This window comes from Brevundimonas sp. UBA5866, assembly GCF_002432125.1.
Taxonomy (GTDB): Bacteria; Pseudomonadota; Alphaproteobacteria; order Caulobacterales; family Caulobacteraceae; genus Brevundimonas.
Genome location: NZ_DJFS01000090.1, coordinates 18,321 through 42,657, shown reverse-complemented (window position 1 = coordinate 42,657; position 24,337 = coordinate 18,321). Strand labels below are relative to the sequence as shown.

The 24,337-nt window shown below is 62.7% G+C and carries 22 protein-coding genes; 10 read left to right on the top strand and 12 right to left on the bottom strand.

The genetic code is table 11. The features are described 5' to 3' along the window. The first annotated feature begins 180 nt into the window (after positions 1-180). The 5 genes from B3H86_RS11935 to gmk all read left to right on the top strand — a co-directional run bounded on the left by B3H86_RS11935 (position 181) and on the right by gmk (position 4,707). Positions 181-420, top strand: coding sequence for an acyl carrier protein (locus B3H86_RS11935; protein WP_292041756.1), 240 nt, complete (start codon positions 181-183; stop codon positions 418-420). A gap of 189 nt (positions 421-609) precedes the next feature. Then, positions 610-1,890, top strand: coding sequence for a beta-ketoacyl-ACP synthase II (gene fabF / locus B3H86_RS11930; protein WP_292054207.1), 1,281 nt, complete (start codon positions 610-612; stop codon positions 1,888-1,890). Between the two features lies 1 nt (position 1,891). Then, positions 1,892-3,076: an endolytic transglycosylase MltG gene (gene mltG / locus B3H86_RS11925; RefSeq protein ID WP_292054205.1), complete on the top strand. Its 1,185-nt coding sequence runs from the start codon at positions 1,892-1,894 to the stop codon at positions 3,074-3,076. Beyond that, positions 3,076-3,960 (top strand): YicC/YloC family endoribonuclease, encoded by an 885-nt coding sequence (locus B3H86_RS11920; protein WP_292054203.1) that lies wholly within the window; start codon positions 3,076-3,078, stop codon positions 3,958-3,960. Before mltG ends, B3H86_RS11920 begins: the two co-directional genes overlap by 1 nt. Positions 3,961-4,065: 105 nt before the next feature. Then, positions 4,066-4,707 carry a guanylate kinase gene (gene gmk, locus B3H86_RS11915; protein ID WP_292054201.1) on the top strand — a complete coding sequence of 214 codons (642 nt, stop codon included), beginning with the start codon at positions 4,066-4,068 and terminating at the stop codon, positions 4,705-4,707. A 7-nt stretch (positions 4,708-4,714) separates the two neighbouring features. On the opposite strand, the gene B3H86_RS11910 is transcribed toward gmk, so the two are convergent. The 8 genes from B3H86_RS11910 to B3H86_RS11875 all read right to left on the bottom strand — a co-directional run bounded on the left by B3H86_RS11910 (position 4,715) and on the right by B3H86_RS11875 (position 15,651). Then, positions 4,715-6,415, bottom strand: coding sequence for an MHYT domain-containing protein (locus B3H86_RS11910; RefSeq protein WP_292054199.1), 1,701 nt, complete (start codon positions 6,413-6,415; stop codon positions 4,715-4,717). A 68-nt stretch (positions 6,416-6,483) separates the two neighbouring features. After that, positions 6,484-7,608 carry a pyridoxal phosphate-dependent aminotransferase gene (locus B3H86_RS11905; RefSeq protein WP_292054197.1) on the bottom strand — a complete coding sequence of 375 codons (1,125 nt, stop codon included), beginning with the start codon at positions 7,606-7,608 and terminating at the stop codon, positions 6,484-6,486. Beyond that, positions 7,609-8,418 carry a 16S rRNA (adenine(1518)-N(6)/adenine(1519)-N(6))-dimethyltransferase RsmA gene (gene rsmA / locus B3H86_RS11900; RefSeq protein WP_292054195.1) on the bottom strand — a complete coding sequence of 270 codons (810 nt, stop codon included), beginning with the start codon at positions 8,416-8,418 and terminating at the stop codon, positions 7,609-7,611. Positions 8,419-8,428: 10 nt separating this feature from the next. Further along, positions 8,429-9,475: a 4-hydroxythreonine-4-phosphate dehydrogenase PdxA gene (gene pdxA, locus B3H86_RS11895; RefSeq protein ID WP_292054219.1), complete on the bottom strand. Its 1,047-nt coding sequence runs from the start codon at positions 9,473-9,475 to the stop codon at positions 8,429-8,431. After that, positions 9,475-10,827 carry a peptidylprolyl isomerase gene (locus B3H86_RS11890; RefSeq protein WP_292054193.1) on the bottom strand — a complete coding sequence of 451 codons (1,353 nt, stop codon included), beginning with the start codon at positions 10,825-10,827 and terminating at the stop codon, positions 9,475-9,477. Before B3H86_RS11890 ends, pdxA begins: the two co-directional genes overlap by 1 nt. A gap of 93 nt (positions 10,828-10,920) precedes the next feature. Next, complete coding sequence (locus B3H86_RS11885; RefSeq protein ID WP_292054191.1) at positions 10,921-13,374, bottom strand: LPS-assembly protein LptD; 2,454 nt, start codon at positions 13,372-13,374, stop codon at positions 10,921-10,923. A gap of 52 nt (positions 13,375-13,426) precedes the next feature. Next, positions 13,427-14,524 (bottom strand): LPS export ABC transporter permease LptG, encoded by a 1,098-nt coding sequence (lptG, locus tag B3H86_RS11880; RefSeq protein WP_292054188.1) that lies wholly within the window; start codon positions 14,522-14,524, stop codon positions 13,427-13,429. Beyond that, positions 14,524-15,651 carry an LptF/LptG family permease gene (locus tag B3H86_RS11875; RefSeq protein WP_292054186.1) on the bottom strand — a complete coding sequence of 376 codons (1,128 nt, stop codon included), beginning with the start codon at positions 15,649-15,651 and terminating at the stop codon, positions 14,524-14,526. Before B3H86_RS11875 ends, lptG begins: the two co-directional genes overlap by 1 nt. Before the next feature lie 157 nt (positions 15,652-15,808). Here B3H86_RS11875 and B3H86_RS11870 point away from each other — a divergent pair, with 157 nt between their 5' ends. The 4 genes from B3H86_RS11870 to B3H86_RS11855 are packed head-to-tail and all read left to right on the top strand — an operon-like array spanning position 15,809 to position 18,545. Further along, entirely contained in the window at positions 15,809-17,284 is a 1,476-nt protein-coding gene (locus B3H86_RS11870) for a leucyl aminopeptidase (RefSeq protein ID WP_292054185.1), read from the top strand. Positions 17,285-17,312: 28 nt separating this feature from the next. Continuing rightward, positions 17,313-17,774, top strand: coding sequence for a DNA polymerase III subunit chi (locus B3H86_RS11865; protein ID WP_292054182.1), 462 nt, complete (start codon positions 17,313-17,315; stop codon positions 17,772-17,774). 44 nt (positions 17,775-17,818) lie between these two features. After that, a complete protein-coding gene (locus tag B3H86_RS11860; protein ID WP_292054180.1) occupies positions 17,819-18,202 on the top strand; it encodes a hypothetical protein in 384 nt (127 codons plus the stop codon). A 28-nt stretch (positions 18,203-18,230) separates the two neighbouring features. Continuing rightward, entirely contained in the window at positions 18,231-18,545 is a 315-nt protein-coding gene (locus tag B3H86_RS11855; protein WP_292054178.1) for a hemolysin, read from the top strand. 46 nt (positions 18,546-18,591) lie between these two features. Here B3H86_RS11855 and B3H86_RS11850 read toward each other — a convergent pair whose 3' ends face one another. After that, positions 18,592-18,831 carry a DUF2164 domain-containing protein gene (locus tag B3H86_RS11850; protein WP_292054175.1) on the bottom strand — a complete coding sequence of 80 codons (240 nt, stop codon included), beginning with the start codon at positions 18,829-18,831 and terminating at the stop codon, positions 18,592-18,594. Then, positions 18,831-20,726: an ABC-F family ATP-binding cassette domain-containing protein gene (locus tag B3H86_RS11845; protein ID WP_292054173.1), complete on the bottom strand. Its 1,896-nt coding sequence runs from the start codon at positions 20,724-20,726 to the stop codon at positions 18,831-18,833. The genes B3H86_RS11850 and B3H86_RS11845 overlap by 1 nt, the downstream gene beginning before the upstream one ends. A gap of 135 nt (positions 20,727-20,861) precedes the next feature. Here B3H86_RS11845 and ndk point away from each other — a divergent pair, with 135 nt between their 5' ends. Continuing rightward, on the top strand, positions 20,862-21,281 hold the full coding sequence (ndk, locus tag B3H86_RS11840; protein ID WP_292054172.1) for a nucleoside-diphosphate kinase: 420 nt from the start codon (positions 20,862-20,864) through the stop codon (positions 21,279-21,281). Positions 21,282-21,407: 126 nt separating this feature from the next. Here the strand turns inward: ndk and B3H86_RS11835 are convergent, their stop codons facing one another. Together B3H86_RS11835 and purN are read right to left on the bottom strand one after the other, a co-directional pair. Further along, entirely contained in the window at positions 21,408-23,444 is a 2,037-nt protein-coding gene (locus B3H86_RS11835) for a M13 family metallopeptidase (RefSeq protein ID WP_292054170.1), read from the bottom strand. A 103-nt stretch (positions 23,445-23,547) separates the two neighbouring features. Further along, positions 23,548-24,141: a phosphoribosylglycinamide formyltransferase gene (gene purN, locus B3H86_RS11830; protein WP_292054168.1), complete on the bottom strand. Its 594-nt coding sequence runs from the start codon at positions 24,139-24,141 to the stop codon at positions 23,548-23,550. Positions 24,142-24,337: the final 196 nt, after the last annotated feature.

Below are 24,337 nucleotides of genomic sequence, written 5' to 3'. Positions count from 1 at the left end.
GTGATCACAATCCGATCACAGCACGCAACAAACTGTTTCCTAACCCCGATGCTGTGCTAAAGGGCGGAAACGCTCGCGGTGTTTTGAGTCCTCGGACTCGGGCATCATAGGCTGCCGTGAACCGGCGACTACTTAAACCCCGCCATCACGGCGACAACGAAACAGGCAAGAGAGACACTCATGTCCGATACCCTCGAACGCGTCCGCAAGATCGTCATCGAACAACTGGACGCCGACCCGGACAAGGTCACCGAAAAGGCTTCCTTCATCGACGATCTGGGCGCTGACTCGCTCGACACCGTCGAGCTGGTCATGGCCTTCGAAGAAGAATTCGACGTCGAAATCCCGGACGATGCTGCTGAGCACATCCAAACCGTCGGCGACGCCGTGAAGTTCATCAACGAGAAGCTGGGCGCCTAATACCGGCCCCTGCGATCGTCGCAGACTTCAAGCTCATGGCCGCCGTGACGGACCCCTAGCGGGACCGTCCGGCGGCCATTAGTGTTTCTGGATCTGAATCGTCTGATTCACATCCTCTGTGTCGGCCCGCTTACGGGGGCACGACAGGCTGTCGAAGCCATTGCACTGTCAGATTAAGGAGCGCGAACCATGCGCCGCGTTGTTATCACGGGCCTCGGCCTAGTCACTCCGTTGGGCACTGGCGTCGAGCACGTCTGGAGCAATATCCTGGACGGCAAGTCCGGCATCGGCCCGATCACCACCTTCGATACCGAAGGCTATGGCTGCACCATCGCGGGTGAAGTCCCTGGGGTTGATGGCCGTGGCGGTGGTGCGCCGGATCAACCGGGCGTTTTTGATTTCGACAAGGTTCTCTCGCCCAAGGAACGCAAGCGCGTGGACGATTTCATCGTCTTCGCCATGGCCGCTGCCGACGAAGCGCTGGCCGATGCGAACTGGAAGCCGGAAACCGACGAAGAAAAAGAATACACCGGCGTCATGGTCGGTGCGGGCATCGGTGGCCTTGGCCCCATTGCCGACACGGCCATCATCCTGAAGGAACAGGGCCCGCGTCGCATCAGCCCCTTCTTCATCCCGTCGGCCCTGATCAATCTGGCGTCGGGCCAGATTTCGATCCGCCACGGCCTGAAAGGCCCGAACCACTCGGTCGTTACCGCCTGCGCTACGGGCGCACACGCCATCGGTGACGCCGCTCGCATGATCGCGCTGGGCGATGCCGAGGTCATGGTGGCCGGTGGTGCCGAAAGCTCGATCGTGCCGATTGGCATCGCGGGCTTCCTCGCCTGTAAGGCGCTGTGCACCGCCTATAACGACACGCCTGAAAAGGCATCGCGTCCCTATGACCGTGGCCACGCCGGCTTCATCATGGGCGAGGGCGCGGGCATCATGGTTCTGGAAGAATACGAACACGCCAAGGCCCGCGGCGCGAAAATCTATGCCGAGGTCGTCGGCTACGGCATGAGCGGCGACGCCTATCACATCACCGCCCCGTCGGAAGACGGCGACGGTGGTCTGCGCGCCATGAAGGCCGCGTTGAAGCGCGCCGGTCTGCAACCGTCGGACATCGACTATGTGAACGCCCACGGCACCTCGACGATGGCCGACTGGATCGAATTGAAGGCTATCGAGCGACTGGTCGGTGACCACGCCAAGGATGTGGCCGTGTCGTCCACCAAGTCGATGACGGGCCATCTTCTGGGTGCCGCCGGTGCCATCGAGGCTGTTTTCTCGGTTCTGGCCATCCGTGACCAGAAGGTGCCGCCGACGATCAACCTCGATGATCCGGAGCACGAGACCCCGATCGACCTTGTCCCGCACAAGGGCAAGGACAAGAAGGTCGATGTCGCCATGTCGAACTCGTTCGGCTTTGGCGGCACCAATGCGGCCGTGATCTTCAAGAAGGTCGACTGACTTGGCCAAGGCTCCGACGCGCCGCCCAGCGGCTAAAAAGCCCTCACGCTCCAACGGCCCGAAGGGGGCGCGTTCGAGCCTTGGTATTGGCCTGCTGACAGCGGGCGGAACATTGGGACTGTTCCTGACCGCGGCCCTGATTGCCTTGTGGGCGATCTATTGGGGGCCGGGGCCCAAGGCGGCCAACGGTGAATACACTATCGTGACGGTCCAGAGCGGAATGGGCGTGCCTGCCATCGCCGCGACGATGAAGCGAGAGGGTGTCATCCGCTCGACCGACATATTCCGCGCGGCCATGAGCCTCAGTGGTGCGGACCGCAAGGTGCGGGCCGGGGAGTATGAGGTGCCGTCACGCGCCTCACTGTCAAAGATCGTGCATATGCTGGCCAACGGCAAAGGCGTGCGCCATTTCGTGACCCTACCCGAAGGGCGCTCCTCGGCGCAGGCGGTCGAAATCCTGATGCGCCAGCCGGTGCTGGTCGGGGAAATCACAGAAGTGCCTGAGGAAGGCTCCCTGTGGCCGGAAACCTACGAGGTCACGCGCGGCGAGACCCGTCAGGCCGTGATCGCCCGCATGCAGCGTATGGCCCAGCAGAAAATGGATGCCCTGTGGCCGACGCGCGGCCCGAACTCGGTGGTGCGCACCCCCAAGGAGGCTTTGATTCTGGCTTCGATTGTCGAGAAGGAAACCGGCATTGCCTCGGAACGTCCGCAGGTGGCTGCGGCCTTCTCCAACCGTATCCGTCTGGGCATGCGTCTGGAAAGCGATCCGACCATCATCTACGGCATCACCAAGGGCAAGCCGCTGGGACGTCCGATCCGCTTGTCGGAAATCCGTGCTGAGACGCCGTGGAATACCTATGTCATCCGCGGTCTGCCGCCGACCCCGATCGCCAATCCGGGCGAAGAGGCGATCAAGGCCGTGTTGAACCCGCCCAAGTCGGACTATCTGTTCTTTGTGGCCGATGGCACGGGTGGCCATGTCTTTGCCAGCACCTATCAGGAGCACCTGCTGAATGTCGCCCGCTGGAGGGAGATCGAGCGTCGCACCGCTGCAATCGAGCGTGGCGAAATCGATCCGGACACCTTGCCCTCGGCGCTGGGGGATGAGGGTCCGCGCATTCTGACCCCCGAGCAGATCCCTGCCGGGGCGCAGGTGATCCGCGTCCCCGAGGCTGCACGCTGATGGCGGCCATATCCGGAATGACCGGCTTTGGCCGTGCCGACGGTGCCCTGCACGGCTGGAGCTGGACCGTAGAGGCCCGCTCGGTCAATGGCCGTAGTCTGGAAGTTCGCTATCGTGGCCCGCAGGGCTTTGAAACGCTGGAACGCGCAGCCAAGACGGCAGCCCAGTCTCGACTGCATCGCGGACAGGTCACGCTGGGTCTGCAAGCGCGACGTGACGGTGCAGGCGAGGGGGCGATCAAGATCAACACCGATATCCTTGGCCGCTATACCGTACTGGCCAGGGACCTCATGGCCCAGGGCATGGCTGCGGCGACGGCGGACGGTATTCTGGCCCTGCGCGGGGTGATCGAAGCCAGCGAGGAAGCCGAGGACGCCGATGCGAGAGCAGAGGTGGAGGCGGCAATGGCCTTGTCCATCGAGGCCGCGCTGGACGCTTTGAAGGCTTCGCGCCAGCACGAGGGCGCCCAGCTATTTCCTGTGGTTTCCGGTTTTGTGGATCAGATCGAAGCGCTGGTGATCAAGGCCGGCGACGAGGCAGAGGCGCAGGTCCAGACGATCCGCGACCGCTTCAATCGCCGTATCCGCGAACTGGCCCCCGAGGCCGAAGGTCTGGAAGAGCGAATTTTTCTGGAAGCCGCTGCATTGGCGACAAAGGCCGATGTGCGCGAGGAACTGGACCGTCTCACGGCCCATATTGCCTCGGCGCGGGGCCTGCTGGCATCTGCCCCCGCGGGTCGCAAGCTGGACTTCCTGATGCAGGAATTCATGCGTGAGGCCAATACCTTGTGCTCCAAGTCGGCCACGACCGAGCTGACCGCCATCGGGCTTGAGCTGAAGGCCGTGATCGAGCAGCTGCGCGAGCAGGTACAGAACGTCGAATAAGTCACACGACGAATGGAGAGTGGTCTAAAACGGCCAGAAACCTTGCGGTGGGTGGCAGGCAGTTTTATGCACCCACGCTTCCTATCGAGTCGTTGAAAGCCAGTCATGACGAACGCGCGTACCCCTCGCCGGGGTGTTCTCCTCATCGTCGCCAGCCCTTCGGGCGCAGGCAAAACCAGCCTGTGCCGCCGCCTGATGTCGGACCACAAGGGGTTGGAACTGTCTGTTTCCATGACCACCCGCGGTATCCGTCCGGGCGAGGTTGATGGGCGTGACTATAATTTCGTGACCCGCGACGAGTTTGAGCGACTGATCGCCGCCGACGCTTTCCTCGAGTGGGCGGATGTTCACGGCAATCTGTACGGCACCCCGCGCGCGCCGGTTGAACGGGCACTGGCCGAGGGCCGCGATGTACTGTTCGATATCGACTGGCAGGGGGCCCGCGACGTGGCCGAGAAATGCCCCGGTGATGCCGTTCGTGTCTTTATCCTGCCGCCCAGTCTCGCAGAGCTGCGCCGCCGTCTGGTGACCCGCTCGCAGGACGCCGAAGATGTGATCGAGCGCCGCGTCGCCAACGCCAAGGGCGAGATCGATCACTGTGACGAGTTCGACTATGTGCTGGTCAACGAGGATTTCGACCGCTCGTACGCCGAGCTGGCGCACATCTATCATGCGGAGCGCAGCTGCCGTAAGCGCAACCTGTGGGTTGCCGACTACAAGAAGGCGCTGCTGAACGAGGTCGTCTGAGGCCCGTCTAGTCTACGGGCTTGATCACCTTGACCTTGGGCGCGGTTTTCACCGCCGGCGGAGCGTCGGCGGTGGTGAACTGAAGGCTGACTTTCAGGCCGGTCTGTAGATATTCCAGATTGGCCGAACCGCCCAAAGCCCCCTCTATGCTGTTGCGGATCAGGCGTGATCCAAATCCCTTGCGCGCAGGCGGCACAGCGGGCGGACCGCCTGTCTCGCGCCATTCCAGTCGAACTTTTCCGTTCCGGTCCGGTTGGGTCCAGCGCACCTTGATCACGCCGTTGGGACGGCTGAGCGCGCCATGTTTGGCTGCATTGGTCGTCAGTTCGTGCGCGATCAACCCCATCGCCAGTGCCCGTTTGGGATCGAGCAGCAGGGTCGGCCCCTCTATGACGGCTTGCTGCGTATAGGGGTGCAGTTCCTGCTCGAATATGGCGGCAATGTCCGCGCTTTCCCAGCCTGTATTGGTCAGGAGGGTCTGGGTGTTCGACAGAGCCATCAGCCGCGACTGGAAAGTCTCGATAAAGCTCGGCAGGTCGGCGCTGCCACGGGCTGTCAGCGCGGCGATGGATTGAATGCTGGCGAAATTGTTCTTCAGCCGGTGGTTCAGTTCGTTCAGCAGAAGCTTCTGGCGGGCGTCACTGAACTCCAGCGCGGTGCGCACATTATGCGCCTCGGTGATGTCGATCAGTATGCCGGCCATTTTGATATGGTGCTGGCGGCGCATCATCAGCATACGCCCGCGCACAGCCACCCAGCGATTGCCCAGCTGGATTTCCATTTCCTTGCTGTGTGTGGTGTTGGCCGTACGTATGGCCAGCTTCGCCATTGCGATGGCCGCATCGATCAGGGCCGGTGTGTGGTCCTGTAGGATGGTTTTGCCGTCCATCTCTACCGGCCGGAACAGCAGCTTGCGGGCGTGTGGGGACAACCAGACCTGACGGCTGGGCAGCCTTACCTCCCAATAGCCGATGTCACCGGCATCCAGCACCGTCAGCAGTTTGATGCGACGGTCCAGATGGGCGATCACCGCAGAGGCGATCAGCAGAACGACGGTAACCAGCGCCGTAATGGTCGCCAGTGTCAGGCCGCTGGTCTCATGGCCCGATGAGACGGCGTTGTCGCCGATCTCGACCACGGTTCCCATCATGGCCGTGTAGTGCATGGCGACGACCGCCAGCGCCAGCACCACCGAACCGATGACTTTCTGGCGGATGGAAAGGTCCGAGCGGACCAAGACCATTGCCCAGAACGAGGCCATGACCGCCACGGCTAGGGATGCAGCCACAAAGCCGGGGTGAAAGCTCAGGTCTGCTGCACTTCGGATGGCGGCCATGCCGACGTAGTGCATCAGGGCAATGGCAATCCCCATCGCAGCGCCGGATGTGACGATGAATTCTAGACGCGCCTGGGGCTTGGCAGCCATCCAGAAGGCCGCGAACGTCCCTGCAAACGCCAGGCCCAACGACAGGATTGTCAGGCCGACATCATAGGTGAAGGGCACGCCGGGGTCGAAGCCCTGCATGGCGATGAAATGCATCGACCAAATGCCGCCGCCCATCGCGCCTGCAGTCGCGGCAAGCCAGATGATACGTCGCCCTTCAAGATTGGCGCGAACCCTCTCCAGCAGACCGAGCGCAGTCCATGACGCCAGAATGGCAACGCCCAGCGACAGCGCAACAAAGACCGTATCGTGGCTGTGACCCAAAGTATGCTCCAACGACTCGCCACGCGCACTGATGGGCGTGACTAAAGCTCTGGCATACTATTGATACGTCAACGGTTGAAAAAAGGTTTGATCCGTCTGAGGGCGTCTACGACCTGTGCGGTGGAGACGGCGAAGCTGAAACGGATGAAACGGTTGCCGTTAACCGGGTCGAAATCCATCCCCGGCGCGGTGGCGACGCCCGTTTCGCGCAGCAGGGCCTCGCAGAAGGCGATGCTGTCGTCGGTCAGGTGACTGATGTCGGCATAGATGTAGAAGGCACCGTCCGGCGGGGCGATGGTGGCCAAACCCAGCTCCGGCAAGGCCTCCAGCATAAGACGGCGGTTCTCGCGGTAAACATCCACGTAGGATTCCAACACGTCGTCGCAGTCCATCGCCACCAGCGCGGCACGCTGGCTGAGCGTCGCAGGCGTCAGGAACATATTGCCCATGCGGGCGCGGGCCTGTTCGACCATCTCTGCGGGCAGAATGACCCAGCCCAGACGCCAGCCCGGCATGGACCAGTATTTGGAAAAGCTGTTCACCACCGTCGCCTGCGGGGTGTATTCCAGCATGGACGGGGCGCGGCCCTCATAGATCAGGCCGTGATAGATCTCGTCTGAGATGATCTGGATGTTCTTGCGGGCACAGACCTCGGCGATGGCCTTCAGCTCGGCCTCGGGGATCAGCGAGCCGGTCGGGTTGGCGGGGCTGGCCAGAATGACGCCCTGAGGGACGGGCTCGATGGCATCCAGCGCCGCGCCGGTCATCTGATAGCTGACCTCGGGGCCGCAATCGATCTCGATGCACTCCATGTGCATCGCCTTCAGCGTATTGCGATAGGCGACATAGCCGGGGCGGGCGGTGGCAATCCGGTCGCCCGGATTGAACATGACCGACAGCGCCACCACCAGCGCGGGCGAGGCCCCCGCCGTCAGGATCACGCATTCCGGATCGACCGTCACGCCGTAACGGTCGGCGTAAAGCCGGGTGATGCGCTCGCGCAGCTTGGGATCTTCCCAATAGCCGCCCGCTTCGGAATCCAGCCGCGCGTGAGCTTCGGCAATCGCCTTGGGCGGGGCGCCCGTAGACGGTTGGCCGAACTCCATGTGGATCACCGAACGGCCCTGAGCCTTCAGCTCGTGGGCGATGCGGGAGATGTTGATGGCGCGGAAGGGATCGATCTGGACAGTCATTTACAGGGCATCAGCCAAACGCAGGAAACCGGCAACGTCGATCGTTTCGGCGCGGGCTTCGGGGGAGATTCCGGCGGCTTCGCACAGGGCGGCACCACCGAGTTGTTTGAGGGAGGAACGCAGCATCTTGCGACGCTGGCCAAAGGCGGCCGCCGTCACGCGTTCCAGTTTCTTGAGGCGCTCAGGCGAAGGGCGCTCGGCCAGCGGCACCAGATGAACCACGGCAGAGGCCACCTTGGGCGGCGGTGTAAAGGCGGCGGCGGGCAGGTGCATGACGATGCGCGCCTCGCACACGGCCTGAGAGATCACGGCCAGACGGCCATAGGCGTCGTCGTTCGGCTGGGCGACCACGCGCTCGGCGACTTCCTTCTGGAACATCAGCGTCAGGGCGTGCGGCAGCCACGGGCCGGTCAGCCATTTGATCAGCAGCGGCGTGCCGACATTGTACGGCAGGTTCGACACCAGATGGGTCGGACCTTCCGACAGGTCGGCTTCCTTGACCTTGAGGGCGTCGGCCTCGTGGATGGTCAGGCGGCCAGAGCCGTCGTCCAGTTCCGACAGAAGCGGGATGAAGCGCGGATCCTTCTCGACCAGAATGACCTTGCCCGCGTCGCTCTCGATCAGGGCGCGGGTCAGGCCACCGGGGCCGGGTCCGACCTCGATGACATTGCGGCCTTCGAACGGGCCGGCATAGCGCACGATCTTGCGGGTAACATTCAGGTCCAGCAGGAAATGCTGGCCAAAGCTCTTCTTCGCCGACAGGCCGTGGGCGTCGAGCGTTTCGCGGAGGGAGGGCAGGTGGTCGGTCACGAGGCAGGTGTTAGCGCGTTGCGCGCTTGGCCGCCATGTCTGATGCCAGTTTTACCGCCGCAATAAAGCTGTCGGCGCGGGCGATGCCCTTGCCTGCGATATCGAACCCTGTGCCGTGATCGGGCGAGGTGCGCACGATGGGCAGGCCCAGCGTGGCATTGACGCCGCCCCAGAAGTCCAGCGTTTTCACAGGGATAAGCGCCTGATCGTGATAGAGGCAGATGTGGGCGTCGTAACGCTTGCGGGCCTCTTCGTGGAACAGGGTATCGGCGGGCCGGGGATCGGTGATGTCGATACCTTCGCCGCGCAACTGTTCGGCGGCGGGACGAAGGATGGTGGTTTCCTGAAGCCCGATAGAGCCGCCTTCGCCCGCATGGGGGTTCAGGCCCGCCATGGCCAGACGCGGCTTGGCGATGCCGAAATCGCGCTTCATCGACTCATGCACCACGCGGGCGATGCGGGTCACGCGCTCCGCGGTAATCAGTTCGGGCAGTTGGTCGATGGGCACGTGGATGGTGACCAGACAGGCCCGCAGGTCCTGCGCCGTCAGCATCATCACCGGACCGCGCGTGCCGGTGAACGGCATGTCGGCGGTCAGTTCGGCGATGAATTCGGTATGGCCGGGGAAGCGGAAGCCCGCCGCATACATGGGGGCCTTGGCGATGGGCGCGGTCACCAGACCGGAGCCTTCGCCCGACAGGATCATGTCGACGGCGCGTTCGATCCAGTCGGCGACGGCACCGGCATTGGCCGGATCGGGCTGGCCCGCGACCACAGGTGCAGGGGCCGGAAGGTCGATGACCGGTATGGCGCGGTTGAAGACCTGAAACGCCTCGTGGGGAGAGTAGACGGCTTCGACAGGAAAGCCCTGACGCGCCAATACGGCTGCATCGCCCAATACAACAAAGGGAAGGGGAGCCGGTTTCAGTACGGACTGACGCTGCTGGCGCAGTGTGTCCCATCCGCGGGCGATCACTTCGGGGCCGACACCGGCAGGGTCGCCCATACTGACAATGAGGGGACCCGTAGGCCGGGCCCCCATCATCGGTTCATCCATCATTGCTTGATTTCGATCAGCGCATCTTCACGCAGGTCGCGCAGGTAGCGGCGACCCAGCATGGCGAAGTTCTGGCCCTGAAGGCGGTTTTCGATCTGTTGGCGCGAGGGCACTTCCGGCCCGCCGACGCGGCGGTCGCAGACGGCCAGCAGGTGCAGGCCCAGCGGCGAGCGCACCGGATCGCTGACCGAGCCGACGGTGGCCGAACGGGCCACCTGCTGGAACTGCGGCAGCAGGTTGGAAATGTCGGCCTCGCCCAGATCGGAGCCAAGCATGCCCTGTTCCGAACGGGCGCGTTCCAGAATGTTGTCGCAGGTCAGATCGCCGCGGATGGCGTTCAGTCGCGCCGCAGCAGCCGAAACCTCGGCCTCCGAAGCGGTTTCCGGCAGTTCGATCATGATCTGCTTCATCGAAACGTGGCTGGTCGCGGCACCGGCGCGTTTGTCACGCATATAGACGATATAAACACCGCCTTCGACGACGATGGGCGTCGAGAGCTGACCCACTTCGAGCACGTCGAATGCGGCCTGCAGGGCGGGTTGGACGGTGCCCTGTACGATCCAGCCTGCGTCACCGTTGCGGGCCGCTGAGGGTGCCGAGGAGAATTGGCGTGCAACGGCCTGGAACGGCGCGCCCTGCACCATCTGGGCAATCAGTTGGCGGGCGCCGTTGATGGCTTCCTGCATGCCGCCCACGCGGGCCGCGTCCAGATAGATCTCGCCGATGAGGTACTGGGGCTTGGTGGCCGATTCGGTGATCTGGCGCAGGGCTTGATCCACCTGGGATTGGCTGACCTTGGCGCGGTCGCGGAAACGACCCACGGTCAGATCGCTCCAGCCCAGACGCACGCGCAGACCCTCACGGAAAGAGGCCAGCTGGATACCGCCCTGTTGCAGGAAGCGCAGATAGTCTTCCGGCGACAGGCCAACCTCGCGGGCCAAGGTTACGATCTCGCGGTCGATCTCTTCGTCGGTGATCTTCAGCTGTTCGAACTTGGCCAGTTCCTGGGCTTGAAGACGCTCGTCGATCAGGTCGTTCAGAGCCTGCTGCTGAAGGGCAGGCAGTGTCTCCGGCGTCGGCTGGACCTGCGACATGATGATGGTCAGCAGCATGCGCTGACGCAGATCGAAGCCGGTGATGATGCGGTCATTGACGGTGGCGACGACACCGTCGGACATTTGGAAGCGCGCTTCCTGCGCGGGACGTACTGGGGCTTCTTCAGCCGCCGGGTTCAGCGTGCCCGCAGCCTGTGGCGTTTGTGCCGGCGCAGTCTGTGCCACTGCCGGTGCCAAGGTGGCGGACGTCAGAAGGGCGGCAATTGCCGTACCCGTAGTGAAACGCTTGAAACCCATCGTGAGTCCTGATTCTCTAAAGCGGTCGGTCGTCCCGATCACGAACTGTGACCTGTGGGTGTGTATCGCATGCGGTCGGTTCACGCGATATCCCTACCGTAATTCAGTGTGATCATATCCGTTACCGCCAAATGTGACGAGGTTTAGGCGTACGAAAATGCTTTCGCTAGGTCCGGTCGGACGGACGCGGGTGTTATCGCTGCGCCAGCCGATTTCCAGACGGAAGCAGTCATCGTCGTACAACAGGCCCACCTCGGAGCGCGTGATGATGTTGCGCTCCATATCGGCGATACCGCGCACGGTCACGCCCCAGTTGCGATAGACGAACTGTTGCGCGGCCAGTTGCACGAACTCGTAGTTACGGTTCAGCGGGCCAGCCAGCGGGTTGGAGCGGTCGACAATATAGCTGAGCGCACCTGAATTGCGGCTGCCCCAGTTGCCGCTGATGGTGGCTTCGGCGCGTCGCATGTTGCCTTCGTCGTCCAGAACGGCATGGAACCAGCCGCGCAGACGGTCGGACGGGTCAAAGGTGCCCTGAACCACCCAGTCCGAATAGCGGCGGGCCAGCCCAGACGGGTCGTACAGGCGGGTGGGCGAATCCGGAATCGGCACCAAAAAGGCGTTCATATCCGTGTCGCGGTAGGAGCGGCCCACGAACAGGCTGGCCGACAGTTCATCACCCCAGTTGAGCGTGGCCCGTCCACCGGCGGTAAAGCGCAGGCCGCCCTCCAGCAGGTCATAGCCGGGGAAGCGGTCGGTATTGAACAGGTTGATGTGGTCCAGTTCGACGGTCTGGCTGTCCTCGATCGGAATCAGCGGATCGAGGTCGGCCTTGTTCGAGATGGAGAGCTGGGCCATCGGCTCAAGCACGATGGAGCCGCTGCCGGCGAACGGGCGATACAGCGGATAGGACACATCTACACCAGCCGAAGTGCGGCCACGCGTGATGAACTGGTCGCCTTTGTTGAGGAACGGCGGGAGGCCCGAAATCGAATAGGCGTCGATGCGCAGATCGACGAACGGCTCGATACGGACGCCCGGATCGGTGATGATGACGCGTCGCCAATCCAGATGTCCGGACGTGCGGCGGCTGTCCACGCCGGGCATATCGGGGGTGACTACGGGCGGAACCACCTCGGGGCGCAGGGTGGGATAGCCGACATAGGCTTCACGCGTGAGGGCCACGGCCGAGGCACGCAGGCGCAGGCGGCCACCCAGAATCGGTCTGTCCGGCTCCCATCGTGCATCGATGATCGGGGCGACCAGCGGCAGGGAGTTGTCGGATTCGAACTGGTTCAGCGCCGGTGTGATGGAGCTGAACTCCGACACGCGCAGACTTTGCATGCTGAACGCCGCAACCGACAGGTACGAGCGATCCGTCTGGCGCTCTGCATATATCTGGGAAATCAGGCGGCGGCGGTCCCCGTAGTAGAGGCCGTTGTCCTGATAGGGGTCACGCACCTCATATCGGTCGAACAGGGTCTTGTCCGAAACACGCTCTGCGGTGAAACCCCAGCGCCACGGGCCGGGAAGGTCGAACTCGCCGTGGGCCAGCACATAGGATCTGCTGGTACGGTCGCCGAAGTTGACGTTGGACTCGGACTTTCCGTCTCCATCCAGATCGAAGTCGCCGAAATTCTGGGCATAGGTATAGCCGCCACGCACAACCACGGTGCCGTTGTTGAAACGGCGGCGCCATTGGGCATTGAGGAAGGGCGGCACACTGGTGTTCACGCGCGGGGTAAACAGCCAGTCCTCGGACGGCGAGACCACATGCAGATAGGGTACCTCGACCGACAGGCCACGGGCACGGTCATAGTCGATACGCGGGATCAAAAAGCCGGATGCGCGATCTACACTGGGGTCGGGGTGCGCCAGATAGGGCGTATAGAAGACCGGCACATCACCGAAGCGGATCAGCACATTGCGGTAGGTGATGGCGCGCAGTCGCTCGTCCTGCACGGCTTTCTCGGCCTGAAGGCTGAGGCCGGGTTTGGCGTCAGGCGTGTTCTCGCAAACCGGGCAGGGCAGGAAATAGACGCGGTTCAGCTCCGATACCGTGTCCGAGCGGCGCACCGCCGTGGCCGCCATCAGGGTTGCGCCCTGTGGCGTACGGGTCGCCAGATCGACGGCGATACCCGTCTTCATATCGTTTGTGAGTTGAAGCTCGCTGGCATGAACGACCGTGCCATCCGGCGCGATCAGTTCCACCTGACCTGCCGCGCGGGAGATGCCGGTATTCAGATCATACTGAACGTCTTCGGCGCGCAGGGTGTAATCCTGATAGCGCGAGAATACGCGGTCGGCGTCCTTGCCGCCATTGGCCGACACCACATCGCCCTGACGCTCGGCGCGGTCTGCCTCGACATAAAGGCCGCGCGAACCCAGTCCGTCGTCGGCGGGTACAGGGGCGCTCAACTGCTGGACCGGTTGCGTCTGGGCATGGGCCAGATTCGCCAGACCCCAGGCAGGCAGGGCGCACAGCGCCGCACCGGCCATCAGCCTCAGGCGCAGGGCTCCTGTTTTGGGGTGATGGCGTTCACGCATACGGTCATCCATTCGGGGGGGCAGCAAGATCAGGGGAATACCGATCTGTCGATTAGCCGTCTTCGGTATAGAACAGCAAGGTAAGAGCGGCGAGGGCCGTCAATATGGCAGGCAACCATGCGGCGAGGAACGGCGGAATAACCTCTGCCGATCCCATCGCTGACGAAAATTGGTTGATGAAGAAGAAGGCAAAGCCCAGCACCACCGCAGACACGGCCATTCTGGCCATGTCGCCCAGTCGCATCAGGCGCAGCGAAAACGCTGCGGCCAGAATGGACATGGCCGCAAACATCAGCGGCGTGGCCAGAAGTTGCTGGAAGCGCAGCGAATAGGCCGTGGAGGCAAAGCCCGCATTCTCGATCTGGCGCGTCTGTCCCGGCAGCGACCAGACCGACAGCGATTGCGGACGCTCGAACTGCTGGAATGCCTCTTCGTCGGCCAGGGTCGAAGGCAGGTCCAGGGTGGCATAGCGAACGGCCTGCTGGCCGCCCTGACCGCCCAATACGTTTGTCAGACGCCAGCGGCCCGAGGTCAGGCGGGCCGTCTCGGCATCGATACGTTCGGTAAAGCGGCGCTGGCCGTCCGGAGTGATGGAGTAGATGAAGAAGGTGGCATCCAGCAGTTGGCCGGTGCTGCGGTCCTGGCGCTCGCCACGGATGATCATCTGGCGGTTGTCGTCGCCTTCGCGCAACCAGACCGGGACGGCCTCGGTGCTGGTGGCATTGCCACCGCTGATCCGTTTGCGTTCAGCCTGCCAATGGGCATCGCCCGCCGCCGCCAGTGGGCCCAGCGCCGTAATCGTCAGAATGCCAAGAACAAAGGCGCAGGCCGCAGCAGGCAGCACAAAGCGCCACGCCGACACACCTGCGGCACGCATGGCGATCAGCTCGCTACGGCGGTTCAGGCTGACAAAGGCCCCCAGCGTGCCGAACAGGAAGACGAACGGCAAAAGCTGCACAATGACCGCGGGAGATTTCACCCCGATCAGGGACAGGACTTTAAGACCCGACAATTCGCCATCGGAGTTCAGCCCGCGCGAAACCTCGACAAAGTCGATCAGCATCACCAGCGCGGCAATAATCGCCAGAGCGACGCCCAGCGACTTGAGCTGCTGGCCCAGTACATAACGCTCAATACGGCCCAGGCGCATCACGCGGCCCTCAACTTCAGACGGCCCAGCAGGCCGTGGCGGCGCGGCTTCAGCGCGCGGAAGAGATGGCGCACGGCCAGTACGGTCGCACCCAGCGGCAGCAGGTATTGCAGGATGTTCAACCAGCCATTCCAGGCCGCCGCAGCGACCAGACCGTAGCCGATGACACGCACCACCAGGAACAGGCCCGCTGCACGGGCGATGCGCCCCGTATAGCCGGTGCGGCTGAACGCTCCGCCCAGAATGGCCGACAGGGCAAAGCCCATCCCCACCAGTGCATAAAGCGGTGAGGTGATACGGCTGTGACCCTCGGCAGCCAGTTCGCCGCGCGTGCCCGCCATCGCGATGACATCGTCACCGGGGTTGAACAGGTCGGTCAGCCACAGATCCGACGCCTTGAAACGGATTTTCTGGTCGGTGCCGCGCGCATAGGGCGTCAAGTCGATGGCATAGTTGTCGAAGGACAGATGGTTCAGGACATCGCGCGATGAATAACGCTGCATCGACCCGTTCTGCATGGTCAGCACGGGGGTGCCGTCGATGCGGGTGAAGCGGGCGGTCTCGGCATCCCAGCTGGTCACGGTCTTCCCGTCGTCGATATAGACGAACAGGTTCCGCATCAGACCATTCTGCTCGATGCTCTGGACATAGACGGCCAGACCGTCGGGGCCCTGAACAAAGCGTCCTTCCTCGACCAGCAAGGCCGCCAGATCGGTACGGATGGCAAAGGCCTGACGGCGGCTTTCCTGCTGGCCCCACGGTTGCAGCACGGTGGTTGTCAGCAGGCCGATAACCGTAACGATCAGCGCCAGAGCCATAGCGGGCCGGATCAGGGCAAAACGGCCCATACCCGCCGCATAGGCCGCGGTCAGTTCCTGATCGCGTTGCAGTCGGGTAAGGGCGATCAGAGCGCCTACAAAAAGCCCGATCGGCAGGATTACGGCCAGCAGTTGCGGCAGCGCCAGCACTGTCAGCTTGGTCATGACCCAGAGGCTTTGGCCACGCTGAACAATAACCTCAAGTTGTTCGAGGCTCTGGCTCAGCAAGCCAATTCCGACCAGCGCTCCGATGGCCGCCAGAATTGGCAGCCCGATCTGGCGGAACAGATACCGTTGAATAAGGGTCATACAGTGAAATTTTGCGCGTTAGGGGTGCCTGTTGTGTTGCAGGCAAAGACGATGCGGCCCATGTAATACACGTCCGAGTGCGACGGTGGAACCGCTGGCGCGCTCATCTTGAAATCAAACGCCACCGGGGAAGCAATTCTCCGGCCGGAGAGGTTTAATGCAAATTCAGTTCGTAGCTTCCGCCGAACAATCGCAGATTCTCGCTGTGATGGTTCAGGAAGAACGCCAACTTAAAGGCCTGGCTGTTGATCTGGATGCCAAGGCGTCCGGCGCGCTGGTCAAGGCGATGGCCTCGGGCCGGTTCAAGGGCGGTGCGAACTCCACCCTGAACGTGGTCGCCCCTGCGGGTGTCGATGCCGACGTCGTGCTGCTGGTCGGTGCAGGCAGTGCCGACAAGTTCGACGATCTGGCTGTCGAAACCTATGCCGGTGCAGCCTATGCGGCCGTGAAGCTGTCGGGTGCCGAAACCCTGACCATCGACACCACCCATCTGACGCCGGAACAGGCTGCGCGTGCGGCATTCGCCGCCCGTCTGGCCGCCTACCGTTTCGACAAATACCTGACCAAGCAGAAGCCGGAGAAGGTGCCGTCGATCAAGACGGTGCGCGTCGTGACCGAAAATCCGGTCGCCGCCGAAGAAGCCTTTGGCCCGCTGTCGGCTGTGGCCGACGCCGTCTACTTCTCGCGCGATCTGGTCTCGGAGCCTGCCAACATCCTGTATCCGGCCGAGTTCGCGCGTCGCGTGAAGGAACTGGAAAAGCTGGGTGCCAAGGTCGAGATCCTCGGCGAAGCCGAGATGGAAAAGCTGGGCATGGGCTCGCTGCTGGGCGTGGGCCAAGGCTCGGTCCGTGAAAGCCAGCTGGCCGTCATCCAGTGGAACGGCGGCAAGGAAGGCGAACAGCCGATCGCCTTCGTCGGCAAGGGCGTCTGCTTCGACACCGGCGGCATCAGCCTGAAGCCTGCCGAGGGCATGGAAGAGATGAAGTGGGACATGGGCGGCGCCGCTGCCGTGGCCGGCCTCATGCACGCACTGGCTGGCCGCAAGGCGAAGGTGAACGCTGTCGGCGTCCTGGGCCTCGTGGAAAACATGCCTGACGGCAACGCCCAGCGTCCGGGTGACGTGGTCACCTCGATGTCGGGTCAGACCATCGAAGTGCTGAACACCGACGCCGAAGGCCGCCTCGTTCTGGCCGATGCGCTCTGGTATACCCAAGACCGCTTCAATCCGAAGTTCATGATCGATCTGGCCACCCTGACCGGCGCGATCATCATCTCGCTGGGCAATGAATACGCCGGCGTGTTCACCAATTCGGACGAGCTGGCCGAGAACATCGCCGCTGCCGGTCCGAAGGTCGGTGAGAAGTCGTGGCGCATGCCGATTCCGGCGGAATATGACCGCCACATCGACAGCCCGATTGCCGACATGAAGAACATGGGCAATGGCCGCGCCGGTGGTTCGATCACCGCCGCCCTGTTCCTGCAACGCCACACCAACGGCGTGCCGTGGGCGCACATCGACATTGCCTCGACCGCATGGGTCAAGGGTTCGACCAACCCGACCGTGCCGGATGGTGCTGTCGGTTACGGCGTGCGTCTGCTCGACCAGATGGTCGCGGACAAGTACGAAGCCTAAATCGCTTCAAATCGGGGGTAGGGCCTAGGTGTCCGACGCAAAAACGGAAATCTGGTTCTACCACCTCGAGCGTTCAACGCTCGAACAGGTGCTGCCGGGCCTTCTGGAGAAAACCCTCCAGAAGGGCTGGCGCGCCCTTGTGCGGGTGACACCCGACAATGTCGATGAAATCGACGAGCTTCTCTGGACCTATAGGGCCGAGAGTTTTCTGCCTCATGGCCGCGCCGATGCAGAACATGCCAATCGCCAACCTGTGTTACTCACCGAATCGGGTGAGAATCTGAACTCTGCTCAGACGCTATTCATCGTCGATGAGACAGAACTGGGGGACACAGAGGATTTTGCGCGGTGTTTCATCATTTTCGACGGTCGCAACGAGAGTTCTGTACAGCATGCCCGCAACCGCTGGCGTACGCTGAAGGACGGCGGCAAGGCCGAGCTCCAGTACTGGAAACAGGACGAAGAAGGGCGCTGGGCGCGGGCAGCCTGATACTGGCTGTCGGGTTGTGGAGCTGTGGCTCCAGTCCCGAACCCATGTCCACGCGACCGGTGCCGACGGCGACGTCTCCGGCCTATTCCAATCCGGCCAACAGCCAGCCTGCGCCATCATCGACCGAGCGGCCCTATTATGCGAACGATCCCGCACCCCAGGGGCGTCCGTATCAGGGACGTCCGTACCAGCAATCGCATCTTCCATCGTCGCCGCCCGCCAATGCGACACCGGGCGACCAGTGCGGTGCCCTTGATCTGCAATGGTTGATCGGGCGCCTGCGCACCGAAATTCCTGTTCCGGTGGATGTGTCGCGCCGTCGTGTAACCTGCACCCAATGCGCGATTACCGAAGACCATGTGCCTTATCGCCTGAATATCTTCTATGACCGCCAAACCGGACGCATACAGTCTGTGCGCTGCGGTTAAATATAATAAATACAAAGGGATGGCGTAAATGTTTAAACACGTTTCTTCGCTGGCGGCCATGATGTTGCTGGCTGTGGGGGCCTGTGCCCAGACCTCGGCCAATCCGCCGGCACCCACTCCGGACAATCCTGCCATCATTGATGTCGGTGAAGGGGGGCAGTGCCGCAACGAGGACTGGCAGCGTTATGTCGGCAAGCCGCGCCAGTCCGTACCGGAAGCGCCTACGGGCCTGATCTTCCGTTTCCTGTGCAAGGATTGCATGGCGACGATGGATTACCGCACGGATCGCGTCAGCTTCCACTACGACGACAAGGACATCATCACCCGCGCTTCATGCGGTTGATGGCAAGGGAAAAGGCCGCTCCTGTCGGGGCGGCCTTTTTAAGTATTCAGCGTTCCATGCCGTAGAGGCCATCGGAGATATCTTCGACCTTGGCGCGGATCAGGGTCTCGGCATCGCGAAGACCCTGATTGTAATAGTGCCGCCCCACCTGCTGTTCGATGAACTCGACCAGCATTTCGGCAGGCAACCGCCCCAGTTCCACATCCTGTTCGCTTTGAAGCCACTCACGGATCTTGTGGGCGGCTTCGTCACGCTGTTCAGGCGAAAGGAGCGGTTTGTTCGCCATCAGCTTACCTCGGCCAGTTCTTCTTCGGCAGCGACCCATGCCGCTTCGGCGTTTTCCAGATCGGTCTGAAGCTGGGCCCGTTTGCGGCTCAGGGTTTCAAACTTTTTCGGGTCATTGGCGGCGGCGATGGCCATTTTCTCGTCGATCTTGGCCAGATCGGCAGAGATGGTGTTCATCGCTTCCTCTGCCTTCTTCACCGCATGGCGCAGGGTCGAGGGCGACTTGCCTTTTTTCTTGGCCTTGCCGCTATCGTTCGTGCACGTGGCGTTTTCGGTCCGAGGAGCCTGTGCGGGTTCTTCCTTTTTCACCTGCGAGGGCTTCATGCCCTGTTTGGCGCGTTCAAGGACGAACTTGGTATAGTCGTCCATATCGCCTTCGAACGGCTTCACCGTGCCGTCGGCGGCCAGCCACAGACGGTCGGCCACCAGCTCCATCAGCGAGCGGTCGTGGGTGATCAGGATCACCGCACCGGTATATTCATTCAGCGCGTCCAGAAGGGCGCGGCGGCTGTCGATATCAAGGTGGTTGGTCGGTTCATCGAGTATAAGGATGTGCGGCGCATCCATGGCCACCAGGTTCAGCAGCAGGCGCGCGCGCTCGCCGCCTGACAGGGCACCGACCTTGGTGTCCTGTTTCTCGAAGGGCAGGCCCCATTGGGCCAGACGCGAGCGGCGGCTGTTCTCGGACGCTTCGGGCATGGCGCGCAGGATGATCTGCAGCGGCGTGTCCTCGGGGTCCATCGCCTCGATCTGGTGCTGGTGGAACCAACCCACGCGCATCTTGCCGTCGCGGTGGAACTCGCCCGTCTCGATATCCAGCGCCTTGGCGATCAGCTTGGCAAAGGTGGACTTACCCGCGCCGTTCACGCCCAGCAGACCGATCCGGTCATCAAGGTCCATGCGCAGGTTCAGGTTCTTCAGGATCGGCTTGCCCGGCTCATAGCCCACATTGGCCTTTTCCAATCGGATCAGGGGCGGAGGCAGGGGGCGTTCCGGCGACGGCAGGATGAAGGGAGCCACGCGCTCTTCCGGCGGCAGCTCGATGCGCTGCATCTTCTCCAGCTTCTTCACGCGCGACTGGGCCTGCGTGGCCTTGGATGCCTTGGCTTTGAAGCGGTCGATGAATTTTTGCAGGTGGGCGCGCTCGGCTTCCTGCTTGGCCTGATTGGCCTGCATCAGGCGCAGTTTTTCGGCGCGGGTCTTTTCAAACGTGTCGTAGTTGCCGGTGTACAGGTCCAGCTTGCGGTTCGACAGGTGCAGGATGTGCGTACAGACCGAGTTCAGCAGGTCGCGGTCGTGCGAGATGATCAGCGCCGTGTGCGGATAGCGCTTCAGGCGCGCTTCCAGCCAGACCACGCCTTCAAGGTCGAGGTAGTTGGTCGGCTCATCCAGCAGCAGCAGGTCCGGCTCCGCGAACAGGGCCGCGGCCAGCGCCACACGCATTCTCCAGCCGCCCGAGAAGTGCGACATCGGACGCTGGATGTCCTCCTGCGAGAAGCCCAGACCGATCAGGATTTCCGACGCGCGCGACGGGGCGCTGTCGGCGTCGATCTCGATCAGACGGCCCCAGATCTCGCCCATCTCTTCGGGCTCGGCGGTTTCGAGTCGCGTCAGAAGCTCGTGGCGCTCCTTGTCGGCCTCCAGAATCGTGTCCAGCACGCTGACGGGCGTGGCGGGGTGTTCCTGATCCACCGAGGCCACGCGGGCGTTCTTCGGGATCGAAACCTCGTCACCGTTGGCGGCCAGACCGCCGAGGATGATCTTGAACAGGGTTGACTTGCCGATGCCGTTCCGGCCCACCAGACCGACCTTGGAGCCCGGTGGCAGGCTGACCGAGGCATTGTCCAGAAACTGGCGGCCCCAGGCGCTAAAGGTCAGGTTGGTAATTTGAAGCATATCGGCCGGTTGAGCTGTTTGTGTCGTTTGGGCCGCTTGTTACGCAACAAAACCGACAACTGATAGGGGGTGTTGGAAATAGGGACGCGGAACGCTATAAGCCCGCAACCTTTTCCCAAACAAGAAGTCACCACCATGACCGAACGTACTTTCTCGATCATCAAGCCGGACGCCACCCGTCGTAACCTGACCGGCGCCATCAACGCTGTGATCGAAGGTGCAGGCCTGCGCATCGTCGGCCAACGCCGCGTGAAGCTGACCACCGAGCAAGCTCAAAAATTCTACGCTGTCCACGCCGAGCGTCCGTTCTACGGCGAGCTGGTCGAGCAAATGACCGCCGAGCCGGTCGTCGTCCAAGTGCTGGAAGGTGACAACGCTGTCGCCAAGTACCGCGAAATCATGGGCGCTACCAACCCGAACGACGCTGCTGAAGGCACCATCCGCAAGCAGTTCGCTCTGTCGATCGGCGAAAACTCGGTCCACGGTTCGGACTCGCTGGAAAACGCCGGCATCGAAATCGCCCAGTTCTTCACCGACGCCGACATCGTTGGCTAATCGCTGAAGTCCTCAGGGATTTGAAAAGCCCCGCCGGAGCGATCCGGCGGGGTTTTTTCTTGGGCATTACCCAAAGAAAAGGCCCGCAGCGGTGTCGCTGCGGGCCGATCCTTTACCGAAGGCGGCTTACCAGATGCGGACGCGGTCTTCCGGCTTTAGGTACTGCTTCTGGTCAGCGGTGACGCCAAAGGCGTCGTACCAGGCGTCGATGTTGCGCGGCGGGGTAGCGGCGCGGGCCGAACCCGGCGAGTGCGGGTCGGTGGCCAGATATTCGCGCAGCGTCTCGTCACGGATTTTGTCGCGCCACACCTGCGCCCAGCCGTAGAAGACGCGCTGTTCGCCGGTCACACCGTCCAGCACCGGAGCGGGCTGGCCGTTCAGGCTGCGGTTATAGGCGGCGTGCGCCAGAACCAGACCGCCCAGATCGGCGATGTTCTCGCCCATCGTCAGTTCCGGATTGATGGCGATGCCTGGGATCGGCTCCTGCGCGGCATAGAGGGTGCCCAGCTTCTTGGCCTCGACCTCGAAGCGGGCGGCGTCCTCGGCGGTCCACCAGTCGCGCAGCTGGCCCTTGGCGTCGGTCTTGCGGCCCTGGTCGTCGAAACCGTGCATGATTTCGTGACCGATCACGGCACCGATACCGCCATAGTTGACGGCCGGATCGGCGTTCGGATCGAAGAACGGCGGCTGCAGGATGGCAGCGGGGAAGACGATCTCGTTACGCAGCGGGTGGTAATAGGCGTTCACCGTTTGCGGCGACATGCCCCATTCCTCCAGATCGACCGGCTGGCCGATCTTGGCGCGGGTGTAATCCCAGTCGAAGGCCGCGATGCGCTCGATGTTGCCGTACAGGTCGTCCGCCGTCACCTGAAGGGCGTCATACGAGCGCCACTTGGTCGGATAGCCGATCTTGGGACGGAAGCTGTCCAGCTTGGCCACGGCCTCGGCCTTGGTGGCCGGGGTCATCCATTCGAGATTCTGCAGGCGGGTGCGCATCTCGGCGATCAGGTTGCCGACCAGTTCTTCCATCTGGGCCTTGCTGGAGGCCGGGAAGTGGCGGGCGACATATTCCTGACCCAGAACCTCGGCCAGCGAGCCATCGACCAGGGCCACGCCGCGGTTCCAGCGTGGACGGTTTTCCGGCTGGCCGCGCAGGGTCTTGTTGCGGAACTCGAAGCGGGCGTCGACAAAGGCCTTGGACAAATAGGGGGCGGCACCGTCAACGATGTTGAAGGCCTGCCATGCCTTGAGGGTTTCCAGATCCGTGGCACCGAACACCTCGGCCATGCCGGGCAGGGCGGTGTTTTCCATCATGACGATCTGATCGACATTTCCGACCTTGGCGGCGTCGAGATAGGCGGCCCAGTCAAAGCCCGGCGCATAGGCGGACAGTTCCGCCGTGGCGATCGGGTTGTAGAGCTTGTCGAACTGGCGGCGCTCGGCGATCGGCCAGTGCTTTTCGGCGATGGCGGTTTCAAAGGCGAGGATGTCGGCGGCGGCCTTTTCGGCGTTCTCCCAACCGATCATCGTCAGCATCTGCGCGATATAGGCCTGATAGGCCGCACGCTGCGGGGCGAAGTTCTCGCTGCGGTAATATTCACGCTCCGGCAGACCCAGAGAACCTATGCCGGTGTACAGCGAGTTCACCGACGAGTTCTTCATGTCCTCCATGACGTCGAGGGCGAACAGGCTGGAGCCGAACTTGGTCTTGCTGGCCCCCATCGAGCGGGCGATGTCGCTGTGGGTGCGGGCGGCGCGGATGGCCGCCAGATCGGCGGCCATCGGTCGGGCACCCTTGGCCTCCAGCGCGGCCTCATCCATGAAGCTGGCGTACAGGGCACCGACCTTGCGGGCATTGTCGGTGGTCGGGTTGGCGGCGGCCTCTTCGATGATGGCGCGCAGCTGGCCCTGGGCGTTTTCGTAAAGGGCGTCGAACGGGCCGAAACGGGTCTTGTCCGCCGGAATCTCCGTCTTCGCCAGATAGTTGCCATTGGCAAAGGCGTTGAAGTCATCGCCCGGACGTACGCTCAGATCGCGCCCGTCGAGGTCAAAGCCCCAAGGCTGGAAGTGGGCACCGTGGCCGGTGTTCGCTTGGGCACTGGCTGCGCACGGCGCAGCGATACAGGCCGATAGGGCGACGGCGCACATCAGGTGCTTTTTCATTCAGGCTATCCTCTTGGATTTCGGCTGTGTGGCAGTTGAACGCCTCACACTTCATGAAATCAAGCCTTGCGCCGGATCACGCCAGATCGGGAGTTAATTTATTTTAACGGTACAGCTGGCTGCAAAAACGACCCAGCATTTCGGGGTAAAGCACGTGTTCTGCTGCTTTGACCCGCTCGGCCAGCCGCTCGGGGGTATCGCCCGGCATGACCGGAACGCGGGCCTGACCCAGGATCGGGCCTTCGTCCATCCCCTCGGTAACGATGTGGACCGTGCATCCGGCCTCGGCATCGCCTGCGGCGATGGCGCGGGCGTGGGTGTCCAGACCGGGGTACAGCGGCAGCAGGGACGGGTGGATGTTCAGCATCCGGCCTTCCCACTCGCGCACCAGCCACGGGGTCAGAATGCGCATATAGCCCGCCAGGGCGATGGCCTGGACGCCGTGCTGTTGCAGCAGGCTGTCCAGAGCCTCTTCGTGGGCCTGACGGTCCTTGCCATAGGGGCGGTGCGGCACCGCAATGGCCGGAACGCCAAGCGCGCGGGCTTTTTCCAGTCCGGCGGCATCTTCGATGTTCGATACGACCAGCACCACCTCATAGGGGCAGTCGGGCGTCTGGCCCGCCTGCACCAGAGACACCATATTCGTGCCCGAACCGGAGATCAGAACGGCGACGCGGATCTTGGGGGCTGGGGTCATGGTGGCTCGGGGCAACAGACTGGTGTTCGGCCGGAGCCATGAAGCGCGCCGCCCGTAAAGGCAAGACCCTGTGGGGCACAGCAGCGGGATATTGCGAAACCTCTGCTTAAAGTCCGTCTCAGGGCCGAAATATTACGGGTCACTTTGATGGTTGCGGTGCGCCTTTCGGCGTGATTACCGTGCGGCCCAGTTGTTT

Bases quoted from the DNA above. Each gene is read 5' to 3' on its own strand.
- B3H86_RS11935 (WP_292041756.1), top strand. From the start codon at position 181: ATGTCCGATACCCTCGAACGCGTCCGCAAGATCGTCATCGAACAACTG.
- fabF (WP_292054207.1), top strand. From the start codon at position 610: ATGCGCCGCGTTGTTATCACGGGCCTCGGCCTAGTCACTCCGTTGGGC.
- B3H86_RS11920 (WP_292054203.1), top strand. From the start codon at position 3,076: ATGGCGGCCATATCCGGAATGACCGGCTTTGGCCGTGCCGACGGTGCC.
- gmk (WP_292054201.1), top strand. From the start codon at position 4,066: ATGACGAACGCGCGTACCCCTCGCCGGGGTGTTCTCCTCATCGTCGCC.
- B3H86_RS11905 (WP_292054197.1), bottom strand. From the start codon at position 7,608: ATGACTGTCCAGATCGATCCCTTCCGCGCCATCAACATCTCCCGCATC.
- pdxA (WP_292054219.1), bottom strand. From the start codon at position 9,475: ATGGATGAACCGATGATGGGGGCCCGGCCTACGGGTCCCCTCATTGTC.
- B3H86_RS11890 (WP_292054193.1), bottom strand. From the start codon at position 10,827: ATGGGTTTCAAGCGTTTCACTACGGGTACGGCAATTGCCGCCCTTCTG.
- B3H86_RS11885 (WP_292054191.1), bottom strand. From the start codon at position 13,374: ATGCGTGAACGCCATCACCCCAAAACAGGAGCCCTGCGCCTGAGGCTG.
- lptG (WP_292054188.1), bottom strand. From the start codon at position 14,524: ATGCGCCTGGGCCGTATTGAGCGTTATGTACTGGGCCAGCAGCTCAAG.
- B3H86_RS11875 (WP_292054186.1), bottom strand. From the start codon at position 15,651: ATGACCCTTATTCAACGGTATCTGTTCCGCCAGATCGGGCTGCCAATT.
- B3H86_RS11870 (WP_292054185.1), top strand. From the start codon at position 15,809: ATGCAAATTCAGTTCGTAGCTTCCGCCGAACAATCGCAGATTCTCGCT.
- B3H86_RS11860 (WP_292054180.1), top strand. From the start codon at position 17,819: ATGTCCACGCGACCGGTGCCGACGGCGACGTCTCCGGCCTATTCCAAT.
- B3H86_RS11855 (WP_292054178.1), top strand. From the start codon at position 18,231: ATGTTTAAACACGTTTCTTCGCTGGCGGCCATGATGTTGCTGGCTGTG.
- B3H86_RS11850 (WP_292054175.1), bottom strand. From the start codon at position 18,831: ATGGCGAACAAACCGCTCCTTTCGCCTGAACAGCGTGACGAAGCCGCC.
- B3H86_RS11845 (WP_292054173.1), bottom strand. From the start codon at position 20,726: ATGCTTCAAATTACCAACCTGACCTTTAGCGCCTGGGGCCGCCAGTTT.
- ndk (WP_292054172.1), top strand. From the start codon at position 20,862: ATGACCGAACGTACTTTCTCGATCATCAAGCCGGACGCCACCCGTCGT.
- B3H86_RS11835 (WP_292054170.1), bottom strand. From the start codon at position 23,444: ATGAAAAAGCACCTGATGTGCGCCGTCGCCCTATCGGCCTGTATCGCT.
- purN (WP_292054168.1), bottom strand. From the start codon at position 24,141: ATGACCCCAGCCCCCAAGATCCGCGTCGCCGTTCTGATCTCCGGTTCG.